The sequence below is a fragment of the Leptospiraceae bacterium genome (genome assembly GCA_024233835.1).
GTDB lineage: Bacteria > Spirochaetota > Leptospiria > Leptospirales > Leptospiraceae > JACKPC01.
This window is the reverse complement of record JACKPC010000005.1, coordinates 220,180-234,494: the sequence shown is the minus strand read 5'-3', so window position 1 is coordinate 234,494 and position 14,315 is coordinate 220,180. Positions and strand designations below refer to the sequence as shown.

Below are 14,315 nucleotides of genomic sequence, written 5' to 3'. Positions count from 1 at the left end.
TCCTATAAAATCTTCCCTCAAAAAATAAATTCCTATTTTTTTATTTACAAAAACCAGTCTATATAGTAAGTTCGGTAATTATTGAACAAAGTAAACAAATCGTACAATGAAACCAAAAATCAAAAAAAGCCAGAACATCAAACCCGAGTTGATGCAATTCATTGATAAAATGGGACTGTTTTACGAGAGTCTTGCTATCCCCCGCATCGGAGGACGAATTGCCGGACTCATGCTCGTAATCGATAAACCCATTTCCGCCTCCGAAATTGCGGCTATCTTACAGGTAAGTAAGAGTAGTGTTTCGAGTAATATTCGTATGCTTTTACTGAGTGGAGTCGCTGAAATTGTCCGACTTACGGGAGAAAGAAAAGACTACTATATTTTCTCGGATGATTTTTTAATTAAATCTCTCGAAGTTAAAATGAACAATTTACATAAGTTAGGCGAAATTACGGAAGACGGAATTTCCATCCTAAATCAATCTAGACTTTCTGCCCGAAAGTTAGAAGAAATGAAAGAATGGATACAACTTGAAAAAAAGCATAACGAACAATTTTTAAATGAGTGGATGAACACCCATAAAAGGCAGGCTTAAATGAGATGGATAGTTTTACTGTTTTTTCTAATATTCTTAAATTCTTGTGCATCTTCAAGTGCCGGGATGGCCACCAGTAATATACCTATTGTAACCAAGAAATATGAGGTAATAGGTCCTGTAGAAAAACAAGCGGGCTGGGTAACCATTGATGCCGGAATATTCGGTTTTCCTTTAAAGAAACCTCCAATTCATCAGCTCATGAACGAAGCTATCAATGAAAAAGAAGCGGATGCCCTGGTGAATATACGTTACTGGAATGATAAGATTATTTTATTATTTTTTACCTATAATCGCTTTGGCCTGAATGCGGAGGCAGTAAAGTTTACCGGAGGAGAAAGTCCGATTACTAATGATAAGAAAAGCAATCGCTAAATTTATATTCCCCTTAAGTCTTTTAAGCATTCTATCCTGCACGGGAAACCCCTTTACTCTGGATAAAGGAGGTCATGTTCGCCAGATGGCCTTTGTTCCGGCAGCGACTATCGTTCGGGGGGAAGGTTATAAGATACTCGGTAGAGAAGAAGGGGAAACATCAACCTTTTTTCTTTTCGGTTTATTCCCTTTAACCAATCCATTAAATATTGAATATGCGATGAGCCAGGCCGTACAAAAAATTGATGGAGGTCAATCTCTAGTAAACGTAGGCATCTGGCATGAAACACATTATTATTATCCGATAGGAACTGTATCCGTCCTGAAGGTTGAAGGCGATGTTGTAAATTTTTCTTCGGTCGATAGACCTCTTTTCGAAGACAAAGAGAAAAAAGGAAGCAAGGTTAAAATCGGAAACCTTCCGAAAACGAATAGCGGAGGTCTTACCGTAGGCGGCAAGAAAAAGAAATCAGGGGGCGGTGGTATTACAGTAGGAGGCACAAAGTAGATGAAATATATTATTCTATTTTTCATATTCATGTTTATTCTACTATTCTCATGCAGACCGGCCCCCAGTACCATTCCGGCTTTTAACGCCCAGAGTCAGATAAATGCGGCTGCCGATTACAAAGCCAAGCAATGTAAGCAAGAGGTTCCGACTCCTCCCCTCTATGTTTTTGAAGATCAGGATAAGAGGAATGTGGATCTTTGTAGTATTGCCATAACAAGAATGAGTTGCCCCTTTGATGCATATCCAATTATTTGTATCGGAATATACCTTGATAACCCGATACCGGAAATTCCCTGGTATTTGAACTTTAATGAGCTAACCAAACAGAGGTTTAAATTTTAGGAACTGCTTATGAACCTATACAAACTAATATTTGCATTTATCTTTATATTTTTTACCTCCGAAGTTTTTGCTGTTGCTTTCAGAGCTAAAGTTTACAGCCGTGTTAAGCAACAGGGAGTTCCGGGTGTGGTTGTGGTCGTATTTGAAACCAAGAAAGGTTATAAAACCGATGAAGATGGTTATTTCGATGCAGAAATTCCCTCTACCGGCACCTATACTTTCCGGGTTTTGCGCGCAACCGGGATGTTAGAACTTAAAAAAGCCGTTACCGTGGATGGTCAGGTAATCACACTCTATGTGGACAAGGTCAATAAGCCCAAAGGTGCTTTAGAAGTTACCGGTCAAAAAGAGAAGACAGTTCTTTCTCGTTATAAAGTTCGGTATGATGAAATTAAACGAATGCCCGGCACCCTGGGAGAAGCTTTAAATGCCCTGCAAACCCTGCCCGGTGTATTTTCTCCCCCGTTTAGTTTCGGAAATCTTGTAATTCGAGGAGCCGACCCGGATGCCAATACCTACTTATATGATGATTTGCCTATATTCTACGCTTACCATTTTGACACAATCAATTCGGTAATTCATAACGATTTAATCAAGACCATAGACTTATATACCGGAGCCTATCCGGCAAACTATGCTAATGCTCTCGGTGGAGTCATTGAAATTGAGTCTACAGAAGAAGTAAAAAAGCCTTCCGGTCAGTTTTCCAGTTCGATTTTATTAAGCCAGGGAATGTATCAAACGCCGCTCTGGGAAGGCAAGGGTTATCTGGCTGTTGGAGGAAAGATCGGCTATCTCGATAGGACTATCGGTCAGTCGGGTCTTGTCCCGGAGGGGATACGACTTCCCCGCTATACCAGTACAAATGCCAAGTTTTCGTATGCATTTAATCCGGAACACAAAGTAAGTTTTACCTCGATTACAGCCCAGGACAGCTTTGTATTAAACGCTCCCTCCAAGACGCAGAATGACCCGACACAGGATCAACTGGCTGCGGTTGCCGGGATTAATGTATCGGCCGGAAGGGGTTTTCAGACAGTTGGCCTTCGTTACATCTGGACGCCCGGAACCAAATTCAACAACCGCTTTACCTTGATCTATTTCAATCCCTTCGTCGATACAAATGTAACCTTCAATAGCATTAAATTATTACTGAGAGCCAGGGCTCCCTATATAGGACTCAGACAGGATGCAAGCTGGACGGCTACGGATTGGTTCAAGATTGATTTTGGAACCGAGGTAAGAGAAGCATCCTATAGAATTGAAGGCTATACACCCGCAGCCAAAGATCCTCTGGCTACTAACAGTATCTACGATAACGATGCCTTTACTACCAGTGATATATCTGAAAGTACGAAGATCATGTATTATTCTGCCCATACAAACCTTCACTTTACTTTTGGCAAATTATCCTTCGAACCCGGAGCCCGTTATGATTATATCGGTTTTTCCAAACGGGGGGTTGTGGGTCCGAGAGGAGTTATATCATATAAAATAGATGGGCTATTAAAAGGAACCAAAATCTTTGCCGGTGCCGGTGATTATTACCGCTTTCCTTTTTTTGATGCAGCTGTTTCGAGTAAATCAGGAAACCCCGATATCAAGTTTGAAAAAGCCTTTAAATATAGTGGAGGTTTAGAGCAATATATCAGCGAAAATTGGCTCGCTAAATTTGAACTATTCAAGAATGAGTTCAGTAATCTTGTTACCTCAGATGCTTATATTTCCGAACCTTTCGGGCGAAATGCACAGGCTAACTATTATCAATTAGAAACTTTTATACGTAACATTCCTTTAAGTTCTCCTTATGTAAGCAATAAGTCTCTGGGCTATTCCAATAGCGGTTCGGGCTGGGCGCATGGTTTTGAAGTGTTTATTAAAAAATCAAATAAACCCAATTCGAGAGACTGGTACGGCTGGCTGTCTTATACCTGGTCACAAACTTTTCGAAATCCGAATCGATACGATAAGGACTATGACCCTTATAAAGAACTGGTGTTAACCGGAAGAGAACAGAGATTTCGTTCTCTCTTTCCCAACACACAGGAGTTAATTTACGAATTTGACATTACGCATCTCGTAAGTCTTGTATACGGCTGGAGAATTAATAAGGAATTCCAGGTGGGCGGTCGCTGGCAATATAGAACCGCCTATCCCTATACACCAATTATCGGGGATGATGGGGGGCAGTATACAAACGCGGCAAATAATCAAACTATCTGGTCAGCCAAATATTCCGACAACCCCTGGAATAACGATTATAAAAATTCCAGACGGCAGCCTCCCTATCATCGACTTGATATACGAATCGACCGCTTCTTGAATTACGAGTGGGGCTATATGAACGTATATTTGGAAATTATTAACGTCTATATGAGAGAAAATACTCTCTCTGAGTCGTATAGTAATACAATGCCTTACTCCCGAACCAACCCCGGTCCTCAAGGAGACTTTTTTGTTCTGAAAAGTGGTGGTATTATCATGCCATTCTATAACCTCGGTATGGAGGTGCGGTTTTGAAGAAATTTGGTATCCTGTTTTTCTTGCTTTTTGCTTTATTATCTTGCTCGCATAAGAACGAAACGGATTATAAAGATCTTTTTGAACAGAGAGTTCTTTTGGATGCGTTCACAACACCGACTCCGAATCCTCAGGCCGATTGTGTTTCTTCTATGGACTCGGCTGCAAGTTGTCTTGTTTTAACCCAATCGCAGGCAGAGGCATTTAAGAGGCATTGTAACCCTACTTATCCGAGTCTTTTAAATACAGAAATAGTAAGTCTAAATTCTCAAATTGCTTCTGAAACAGATCCTGTAAAAAAAGAAAGCTTACAGGAGCAATTGCGTATACAGCAAGCAAATCTGGATTTATACAACCGATTTGTTTCCAAGTTCCCGAGTCAGTTGGCCGCCTACTGCTATAAGGTTGCGGGAGCCAGCGATACAGAAGCTCTCTGTTCCTCAGTTCTGGCTGCAAAAAGTTTTGAAAAGTTTTCAGAAGAAGCGAAGGCCTGCACGATGAAATGCCAGGGACAGTATTTTGCCAAACAACTCTCGTCTTCAAGCTGTGCTTCTACTGACTTCTTTCAGTTTCTTCTTTCAGCCGAAAGACCGACTACAGAATGCCTTCTTGATTGTTTTAAACTTACGAATATTGAGATTGATTTTCAGCTTCTGAAATAAATACAGGTAATAGGATAAAAAATATGACATTAACAATGGAACAACTCGTAGATAGGGGAGAAATCACGATTTTTTGGATAATGGGTTTTGCAAGCGTTATTGCTTTCGCGGTTTTTCTGGAAAGATATATCGTATTCTGGAGGAATACGAGAGGAAGTAAGATTCTTGCCGAAATCATAAGCTCCATCCGAGCCGGAGAACATTCGCATATTACAGAGAAGGCCAGTAAAAGACCTTCCAATATCTACAATCGATTCGCCAAATTTGGCATTGAGTTTTTTCATACCGGCCACGAAAGTCTTTCTGAATTAATGTCAGGGAAGATGATAGAAGAAAAGATTTACCTGGAAAAGAGGCTACCAATTTTAGCTACCCTCGGAAACAATGCCCCTTTCATCGGTCTTTTAGGAACGGTTTTGGGAGTTATCAAGGCTTTTGCAAGTCTCGGAACCCTCGGTAATTCAGGAGCCGAGGTCGTTATGAAAAGTATTTCTACTGCTCTTTTTGCTACGGCTGCCGGTCTTCTAATTGCAATTCCGGTTGTAATGGTAAACAATTACTTTACGAAAAAAGTCAAAGTAATCGGGCAGAATTTGGAAATTATATCCAGGGAATTTCTGGCCAGTCAACACAACAAGACCAAAGTCAAGGAGAACTCATAAGATGGCAATGTCTTCCGGTAAAGGCGATGATGATACAATAAGCGATATTAACATCACACCGATGGTAGATGTTATCCTTGTGCTTCTTGTTATTTTTATGGTTACAGCAAATTTCTTAAAGAAAGAATCTATTAATATCAACCTTCCCAAGGTAGCAGCCGCCGATCTGAATACCCGTAAGTCTACCCAGGTAGCCCTTACGAAAGATGGCAAGCTTCTATTGGAAGGCAAGAAAGTTTCAGAGAAGGATCTGGCTCTATCTTTACAAAAAGAAGCCAAGTTTCGACCGAACATGCGGGTTACGCTTTCAGCCGATGAAAGACTGCCCTACGGAACCATTACCGAACTCATGGGCCTTATCCGCAAGGCAGGCGTAACGAGGATTGCACTGGCAGTAAAGAAATAGTGAGGAATAATATGGAAGAGAAAAAACCTTTCCTGAGAAGATTAAAGATCTTTCTATTTGTAAAATATCTCTTTGCTCTGAGTCTTTCTTTTTCGGCACTACTTCACGGAGCCAGTTATGCCAGCTATTACATAGCAACCCATACGAAAAAGAAATCGGACGATAAAATAATCGACAGTAAAGATATTAAGCCCATGGATCTGGATGTGGACATTACGGAAATTCCACCTGAGCTGATTAATCCGAATCCGGCTGCCAGTAACCCGGCACCGGTAGAGAAGAACGAATGGGTGGAAGGTAAAAAGCAGACAGGAACTGATCCTTCCAATGAAGATATAAATTTGAATGCCGTTTCCGGGGATGGAACGGATAAGGATGGTTACCTGTATTCTTTTAATGGAGATAAGGTTCCGACACCCATAGTAGATTTTGATCTAAAACAATATTTCCCCGAAGCAGCCAAGGCGGCGAATATAACAGATAAGACTCTCGTAGTTCTGGTTCAAATCGATGAGAAAGGAAACCTGATGACAGCAAAAATTGTGTCAGGAAAGGCAGGTTACGGATTTGATGAAGCAGCTATTAAGATTATCAAACGAGCCCGTTTTCTTCCGGGTTATGTAAAAGGAAAGCCGGTAAAAATGGCACACAGACTTCCGATTACATTTACTCTGGATGAATAGAAGGTTGGTAAAAATATTACTTACAGATGATGTTTCTATCTATGGCAATGTAAGACCACCTCATGTACATCATTCTTTGAACTGCTTCGGAAGCTTTCTATCGCGTAGATTTAAATAAGAATAGAGAATGTGTATCTCCATGTCTTATCCGATCAAAATAGAAGAAAAGAAGTTTATCGCCGATGGAGATGCAGATAAACTAAATTTTCTTATTCTAAAATTCCAGAATATTGTAAGCAAACCACAATTTTAGACATTTCTAACATGCGCCTTTTCATGAAAACCAATACGAATCATAGACAGGTCATCTATAATTCTTCCCGTTTGTTTAATCAATTGGTAAATTGTTTCCAGATTTCCTTCTCCCCTTTCAACCGCACGCAAAAATAAAGTCTCATCTTCGTTGATTGTCCGAGTTTCTGCATCTGGAGTTATATCTATATCATCCCGACCATCGCTTCCTCCGATAAGAACATCACCGGGATGTAATTGGAATTTTTGGATGGAGAACTCATATTCGGAAGGAGAACCGATTTTTCGTAGAGTAAGTTCGTTTTCAATAAACTCAGCTTTCTTATCCCGATAAAGTACCAACCAGGGATGCTCAGCGTTATAAAAAAACATTTCACCGGTTTTTATATGGATTAAGCCCATGACAACCGAAATCATCATCAAGCCATCGAAAGTGTGAAATATCTGGTTTAATTCATGATAAGTAGTTTCCAGCCAGTTTTTAGGTGATACATTTAAACTTTGCTTATTACTTGTTGAACGGGAAATCATATAATTCACAACCGTTCCAAGAACAATTGCTCCTCCTGCCCCCTGCATAGATTTTCCCATGGCGTCTCCATTTACAAAAAATACATACACATCATTGTCAAATTTCAAATTGCCGGAAATGCAGATATCCCCACCCAATTCTGATTTCTTATTACGAAACTCAAAAGTTTTTATCTGCTTGATAAAGAAATCGGTCGTGACTTCTCTGGATCGATTCCAATTAGTAATCAATGGCTTCTGAATAAGTGAGGTCAAAAAATAATCGCCATCTTGATGAATTTTTAACTTCTCAATCTCTTTCATTTTGATGACAACTTCTCTCGTCCTTTCCTTTACTTTTTGTTCCAATTGCCCTGCATATTCTTCCTGTTTTCGTTTTCCAACAAATAGACGTATTACCATTCGGTTGAATGTCTTTCCGATAGTACCAATCTCGTCCTGATAAAAAAGCGGAACCGATACCCGTAGATTTCCTTTTTTAACTTCTCCGAATCCTTCCAGAAGGGTTCGGAGGGGTTTCCCTATATTTCGATAAAAGAATATAGGGAAAATTAAAAGTAATATAAACACAGCTAACAGGGTTATCTGAATGATAATCACACCCATGTTATGGATAAATTTTCTATATTCTAAATACGGGAAGCCGGCTTCATAAGTGATGTTTGTGGTATCATCCGTGATTCTATAACCAAAAAATAAACCTTCTGTTTGATTGGAGATTTTTTGAATATACCTTTGTTCATAATTATCATTTCCTAATTTACTTATTTCAAGTTCAAGACCTTCTTTTTTATAGAGAATAGATGCCGACTCCGAAATTCTCGCACCTTTCGGAAAAGAGACAAGATAAGAAAGTGTAGGGAAATCAGAATAATTTTTTCCTGTAATCAAAGCCTTTAGCTCCAAATTATGAATCATATCAAAATTCTTTTCCTGACTAATACTCATCCTCGCTGCTAAAATCTGGAGTAATAATAAAAAAGTCACTGCAGAAATCCCTACAACTTTCGTCATAAAAGAAGTTTTTTCAATCGCATTATTAATAAAAACTATTGTCGTAATGAATCCTCCCAATAAAAAGCAGATAGAATAAACGATATGAAATAATTCCGGTGTGATAGAACCCTTTTTCATTAATACATTCAAAGTGCTCGGAATCAGAGTGATGGAGATAAGCCCGAACATCATTTGTAAAATAAGCTTTCGATTTTCATTTTTATAATGAAAAGCTTTTCGTATCATAATGATAATGAAAAATAATATTTGTAGAATCAAAGCTAAAGCTACATATTTTCCCAGTTGAGGATAATCATAGATATCCCCCCGAAAATTAAATTCTGCTACTGCTGTTGATGCCAGATAAAAAAACCGAAGAACCAAAAACAGGTCGATAATTACACTGAAATAAAATACAATTTTTGCTTCTCTGGGATATAAATCATCTATAATATGATAGGCATACCGAACTAAATAGGTAACTGTTGGAAATAAGATGATACCTACCGTTATATAACGGTGATTTGCCCCTACCGGAAAAGGTATCGCACCGGACATTAAATAACCAATGTTCAAAAAAGTTAAGCCAAAAAAGAAGTAACTCAAGTATTTTGTTGAATTTTGTTTTTCCTTTAATGAAAACAGGAAAACCGTGATAATTACATAAAATATTGCGTTAATAAAATTCGATAATCCCCATAAGTTTAAATAAATCACTTCTAACCTCTATTCTATCAATTAACCATTATGTATTATTATCTTTAATAAAAAATCAAATAGAAAAAAATTTCCAAAGTATTTATACATCGAATTAAAGAAAAAGTATTTGCCCGGGAAATCGAGAGAATCGTAACCTATATTATAGATGATACTCGGAACAACGAACCCTCATAAAGTTCGAGAAATTGGTGGAATATGTGCTCCCTTAGAAATTGAGCTGGTTCCGGTTTCTCTGGATATTTTAGAAACCGGGGACACCTTTGAAGACAATGCTCTCTGTAAAGCCATCGCTTACTCAGAAGCTTACCCGGATAGTTTTGTTCTCGTCGAAGATTCCGGCCTGCTTATCCCTTCTCTTGAAGGACTACCCGGTCCGTATTCAGCAAGGTTTTCTGACTATGATATTGCATCAAAGACGATCCATAATTCAAATCTACCCCGCGAAGAAATGGACAGGGCTAACAATGAAAAAGTATTACAATGTATGGAAGCAGTTCCTGAAGAAAAAAGAGGAGCCTATTTTGTAATATGTATAATCATTATAAAAAATACAAAAGTATTCTTCCGTGTAACGCAGAAAGCTTTCGGTTGGATACTGAAAGATAAACGTGGTGACAAAGGCTTTGGTTATGACCCAATTTTTGCCAGTGATACCAGTTTCGGAAAATCATGGGCAGAAATAGACTCCACCAGGAAAAACTTAATTTCTCACAGAGGAGAAGCCCTCTGGGATCTTCAGGCATGGTTATGCTCTGAAGAAGCAAGGGATATTCATTGATGCGCTTTCCATTCTTTAGCCGCATTGTTGTAGATGGAAACGACGGTACCGGTAAGAGTACTCTCGTTGCGCAACTAAAAAAGATGGGCTTCACACGGGTCGAAGATCGCGGAGAAATGACAAAGGCTACCGATGATGATTCAGCCGCTCCTGTTCCGGAGACAATTTATATCCTTTTGCACTGTAGCTGGAATTTGAGCCATAAAAGGCTACTGGAAAGTGGTGCGGACATGAACGATAAATACCACGAGCCTCAAACTCTGGAGTATTATTCCAAACGATTTTTAGAAATATCAGATAAGTTTAAACCGATATCCATTGACGTTGAAAGTTTATCCAAACAGGAAGTCCTTGAATCTCTTCTTATAAAATTAGGCAAAAAGTCTCTTTTTCGAATCGGAATTCCTTCAGGAAGATTATCTTTATCCTCTCTATATAATTTACTCCCGATGTTACCTGAAAAGACTTTTCATAAAATGGAAGCCTCTTCTCGAAAACTTTCCTGGGAAGAGCCTCCTTTTTTATTTTTACGCGGAAGAACTTCAGCCTATCCTAAATTAGTTGCTTTTGGAGAATTAGATCTCGCTATCTGCGGTTCCGACGTATTAGATGAGTCTAATTTTCTTGAACACCTGGAAGTGCTCGATTCCATTCCGCAGCCGGATGTATCTCTTGTATTAGCTTCTATCTCCGGGAAAATTCCACAAAAGAGATTACTGCGCATTGCAACCAAGTTTAAAAACATAGCTCATGAATATTTTGGCTCAAGAGGGATTCCTCACACTATATTTGGTCTGGATGGTTCTACGGAGGGTCTATTACCCCATTTCGCCGATGTAATCCTTGAGATTACAGAAACGGGAGAGAGCCTGAAGAAGAATGGATTAGAAATCATTGAGAACCTCGGTAGTCTAAAAACCTGCTTGATAAGGAGAAGGATTCAATGATTAGCCTCAAAGATTTCTCCCTTAAGGAATTTCGACAATTACCTCTTTTGAAAGAAGGGGAAAGTAAAGAAATTCGTCTACTTCCCGAAAATCCAAATTTAGTTCTTATCTGGCTAAAACCTACTGTTTATAGTTTCACTCAAAATCGTTGTGCCTGGATTGAAGGCTCAAATTTACTTCGAGCCAGGGCAATGCAGACTCTTATCCCCCTACTCCAGAAATCGGGGATTCGACATGCCTATCAAGAGATTGACTCGACTTCGGGTTTAATTCTTGCGGAAAGAATTTTCCCGGATATGGATCCGAACCTTGAAGTGATTGTAAAAGCATATAATAGCGGAACCAGTTTTCATCGTTTCTACGGAATGGATAAAAAACCCGTTCGAGAAACTCACCCCTTCTGGCCGGGCCTAAAAGTTGGAAAAGAAGAACCATACGGAGGGGTAAAGGTTCGCTTTGATTGGAGAAATCCTTTTTGGAACCCCGACAAAGTAAAAGAAATCAGGGAGAAGAACCCACATTTCCCGGAGCAGGTTTTTCTCTGGGAGGATGCAATTCGAAAAGATATTATGATGAGAGATGAAACATTGGGAGAAGATTTTGCATCAGATATTATTGATATCAAACAGGCCAAGAAGACAGCTCTCAGAACGTATGCTATTTTGCAAAGATATCTGGCGAAATGTAATATAGTAATTTACGATCTCTGCTTATTCATTACTTCAGATGGAAAAACAGTTTACGGTGAAATTAACCAGGACTGCGGAAGGTTTCGCCATCTCGATTATGGTTCTCTGGATAAGGATGTCTGGAGAAGCGGAGGTTCAACAGGAGACGTTCTAAAAAAATGGGAACTACTTGCAGAAATGATAGAACCAAAACAAATGCAGTAACTACTGTATATTGTCTATATAATTTTTAAATGGGTACATGAGCATTCCGGAAATAAAAAACCTATGATCTCCTATCAAGCAGAACCTTTTATTGATTCCATACTGAGCCAAAATGGCTTGAATTTACAGCATGTCTTTGAACTTAAGGATTTACCGGAAGATATACTAAAACCTATTGTTTCTATAGTTGATGAAGAATATCAATATAAGCAAGTCATTGTATTTGGCCATGGTGGGCGTAAAATGTGGGAATCGGTTCTATCCTTAAACTCGAAAAGTGAAGATCCGATAGATGATTTTTCCGTTCAACAGGTGACGGAATACTTCCATACACATTTTCCGGGACTGCATTTTCAGTTCCTATATCCGGGTAGTACCGATATACCCCTGCAAAAGATTGGCCAATTAGCCGGCTGGCATCATGATTCACCTTTTCGCATTGGAATAAACGAAACCTATGGTAGCTGGTTTGCCTATCGAGTGGCTGTAATTGCCACCAGTAATTTTCCTGTGACTTCCAAAGTACATTCAAATAGTCCCTGTATATCTTGTGAGACAAAGTCCTGTGTAAGTGCCTGTCCCTCCGGTGCGGTGAAAGATAGTGAATATCAACTTGAGCTTTGTCTCAGTTATCGTAAACAGGAAAATTCTCTTTGTATGGATCGTTGTCTTTCCAGAATGGCCTGCCCTGTAGCCAAAGAACATAAATACACTCTACAACAGATTCAATACCATTATTCGCTTTCTTTAAGAACTATTTCCCTGTTTCCCCAACCGAAGGATTAACCCTCCGGTAAACCCCTCCCTCAAATTTGTCTGCCTGCAAAAGCCCGGGGAGTCCAATCTGCCGGATTGAAATCCGGATTATGGATGATTTCATGAAAGAGGGCTCAAGATATTTCTGGGGTTCAAGACCGCAAAGAGCCGCATTGATTACAAGAGTATAAAAACCCGCACTGGCTTTCGCTCCTCTCGGAGAACCTGAGACAATATTATCCATACCTGATAAATGGGCGTTATAGGAAGCTCAGTCATCTGTTATAATAGCTCCTCTAAAATCCTTATATCCTATACAGATGAAGTGAATCACAGAACTTTTGAATAATAATATAGGAAAGGCTTACAGGCTTACTTTAAACACATCTTGGAGAAGATAGATTTCATCCTTAGCTGCAAAGGATTAGACAAGCAAATGCGGATGCAAAAGGAAAAATTTCTGAAGTAAAAAAGCTTATGGATACCTGTGAGAAGTATCTACCGGTTTCTAAGGATAAGGAAGAGAAATTTTAAAAGAAGAGCATCAGTTTAAGGGGTGCAGTCCAAGTTTATTTTTAATGATTTATTCCGTAGAACTGGTGCTATAGTTATATCTTCTTCACGGAGAGGAGAATATAGTCTTGAATTTGATAAGTTGCAAAATGGAATATTTACTGAAAAAATTATCGAAGCACTGACTACAAAAAAAGCTCAATCCGGTATCTCATCTACATATTCACTAAAATCACCTTCATAATCGGGGAGAAGTGGATGGGTAAATTTCTGGTAGATGCTCTGCTCTCTGTGAGAAGATTTACCTTTCTCAAAAATGTATAGCTTTTTAGAAAAAGGACAGACAACAACACCAATATCAGTTCCGAACCGGATCCATACATGTTGCATTTTCCATAGAGCGGGCTTCAGGCCATATTTGGAAGAAACTATTTCAATACTCAAAGTAGGTGCTATTTTAATTTTACCGGTGCCCCATGACTTCTGCTCCTTTTCACTTGCTTTTTCAAAACTAATATAAGAAACATCCGGGATTCTTTTTTCCAGAACTTTTGTTTCTTCATTATAAAACTCAAATTCAGACTGATCGGAACGCACCCTGCCGAGCTTTGTCTTTTTAGTCCAGATATAAAGAGATGCACCAATTGCCATTGTGATTAAACCAATTACACTTCCAAAACCCATCTTTATTCGTATCGCCTCCCCTACCTGTTCAAACCTAAACCGGTGGTCATTGGTTTCATATAGCTCATCAAAACTCTCCGATGGAAAAAAGCCCTCAGGAAACTTCAGATCGATGTATTTATGGCTCGCAAATTCCGGAATTTTTGGCTTTATAATCACACCATTTTCCCTTACAAAATCTATGATTAAGTCATGGTTTAGAATTTGAAGGTTTTTGATTACTTCATCTGTAATCCTATATTGCCGGGGAATTTGCAGCTCAACACTATCTGTTTCCATAACAGAACAAACTTTGATACTATGCGGATTTATAATCAACCTTTTTCTTTCTCGTAATGCATAAAGACGCTTTCTTTTTCTATAATTCCATATTTTTTTGCTAACTCCAAAACTCGTTCTTCAGGCACAGAATTTCTGTTTTTTTTACCGCTAAAAATCCTAGAAGAAAAAGAAGATACATATATTTTAGAAGTAAATACCTGGAGATAT

The 14,315-nt window shown here is 38.9% G+C and carries 16 protein-coding genes; 13 read left to right on the top strand and 3 right to left on the bottom strand.

What is annotated here, in order from left to right; genetic code table 11:
• Positions 1–106: 106 nt before the first annotated feature.
• The 9 genes from H7A25_21275 (at position 107) to H7A25_21235 (ending at position 6,756) form a co-directional block, all read left to right on the top strand.
• On the top strand, positions 107–595 hold the full coding sequence (locus H7A25_21275) for a hypothetical protein (GenBank protein MCP5502443.1): 489 nt from the start codon (positions 107–109) through the stop codon (positions 593–595).
• Positions 596–970: a hypothetical protein gene (locus tag H7A25_21270; protein ID MCP5502442.1), complete on the top strand. Its 375-nt coding sequence runs from the start codon at positions 596–598 to the stop codon at positions 968–970.
• An 85-nt stretch (positions 971–1,055) separates the two neighbouring features.
• The gene (locus tag H7A25_21265) at positions 1,056–1,478 is read left to right on the top strand and encodes a hypothetical protein (GenBank protein MCP5502441.1); all 423 of its coding nucleotides are present in this window, start codon (positions 1,056–1,058) and stop codon (positions 1,476–1,478) included.
• Entirely contained in the window at positions 1,479–1,823 is a 345-nt protein-coding gene (locus tag H7A25_21260; protein ID MCP5502440.1) for a hypothetical protein, read from the top strand.
• Between the two features lie 9 nt (positions 1,824–1,832).
• Entirely contained in the window at positions 1,833–4,343 is a 2,511-nt protein-coding gene (locus H7A25_21255; protein MCP5502439.1) for a TonB-dependent receptor plug domain-containing protein, read from the top strand.
• Positions 4,340–5,005: a hypothetical protein gene (locus tag H7A25_21250; protein MCP5502438.1), complete on the top strand. Its 666-nt coding sequence runs from the start codon at positions 4,340–4,342 to the stop codon at positions 5,003–5,005. The genes H7A25_21255 and H7A25_21250 overlap by 4 nt, the downstream gene beginning before the upstream one ends.
• Before the next feature lie 35 nt (positions 5,006–5,040).
• Positions 5,041–5,667 carry a MotA/TolQ/ExbB proton channel family protein gene (locus tag H7A25_21245; GenBank protein ID MCP5502437.1) on the top strand — a complete coding sequence of 209 codons (627 nt, stop codon included), beginning with the start codon at positions 5,041–5,043 and terminating at the stop codon, positions 5,665–5,667.
• A 1-nt stretch (position 5,668) separates the two neighbouring features.
• On the top strand, positions 5,669–6,073 hold the full coding sequence (locus tag H7A25_21240; GenBank protein MCP5502436.1) for a biopolymer transporter ExbD: 405 nt from the start codon (positions 5,669–5,671) through the stop codon (positions 6,071–6,073).
• 11 nt (positions 6,074–6,084) lie between these two features.
• Positions 6,085–6,756 carry an energy transducer TonB gene (locus tag H7A25_21235; GenBank protein MCP5502435.1) on the top strand — a complete coding sequence of 224 codons (672 nt, stop codon included), beginning with the start codon at positions 6,085–6,087 and terminating at the stop codon, positions 6,754–6,756.
• A 249-nt stretch (positions 6,757–7,005) separates the two neighbouring features.
• Here the strand turns inward: H7A25_21235 and H7A25_21230 are convergent, their stop codons facing one another.
• Positions 7,006–9,141, bottom strand: coding sequence for a SpoIIE family protein phosphatase (locus H7A25_21230; protein ID MCP5502434.1), 2,136 nt, complete (start codon positions 9,139–9,141; stop codon positions 7,006–7,008).
• Positions 9,142–9,400: 259 nt separating this feature from the next.
• Here H7A25_21230 and H7A25_21225 point away from each other — a divergent pair, with 259 nt between their 5' ends.
• From H7A25_21225 to H7A25_21210, 4 genes are all read left to right on the top strand, one after another.
• The gene (locus H7A25_21225; GenBank protein MCP5502433.1) at positions 9,401–10,033 is read left to right on the top strand and encodes a non-canonical purine NTP pyrophosphatase; all 633 of its coding nucleotides are present in this window, start codon (positions 9,401–9,403) and stop codon (positions 10,031–10,033) included.
• The gene (hisG, locus tag H7A25_21220; GenBank protein MCP5502432.1) at positions 10,030–10,980 is read left to right on the top strand and encodes an ATP phosphoribosyltransferase; all 951 of its coding nucleotides are present in this window, start codon (positions 10,030–10,032) and stop codon (positions 10,978–10,980) included. Before H7A25_21225 ends, hisG begins: the two co-directional genes overlap by 4 nt.
• Positions 10,977–11,873, top strand: a complete 897-nt coding sequence (locus H7A25_21215) for a hypothetical protein (protein MCP5502431.1) — start codon at positions 10,977–10,979, stop codon at positions 11,871–11,873. The genes hisG and H7A25_21215 overlap by 4 nt, the downstream gene beginning before the upstream one ends.
• A 63-nt stretch (positions 11,874–11,936) precedes the next feature.
• Entirely contained in the window at positions 11,937–12,659 is a 723-nt protein-coding gene (locus tag H7A25_21210) for a hypothetical protein (GenBank protein MCP5502430.1), read from the top strand.
• On the opposite strand, the gene H7A25_21205 is transcribed toward H7A25_21210, so the two are convergent.
• Positions 12,628–12,873: a hypothetical protein gene (locus H7A25_21205; protein MCP5502429.1), complete on the bottom strand. Its 246-nt coding sequence runs from the start codon at positions 12,871–12,873 to the stop codon at positions 12,628–12,630. The genes H7A25_21210 and H7A25_21205 overlap by 32 nt on opposite strands.
• Before the next feature lie 467 nt (positions 12,874–13,340).
• A complete protein-coding gene (locus tag H7A25_21200; GenBank protein ID MCP5502428.1) occupies positions 13,341–14,105 on the bottom strand; it encodes a Uma2 family endonuclease in 765 nt (254 codons plus the stop codon).
• Between the last annotated feature and the right edge of the window lie 210 nt (positions 14,106–14,315).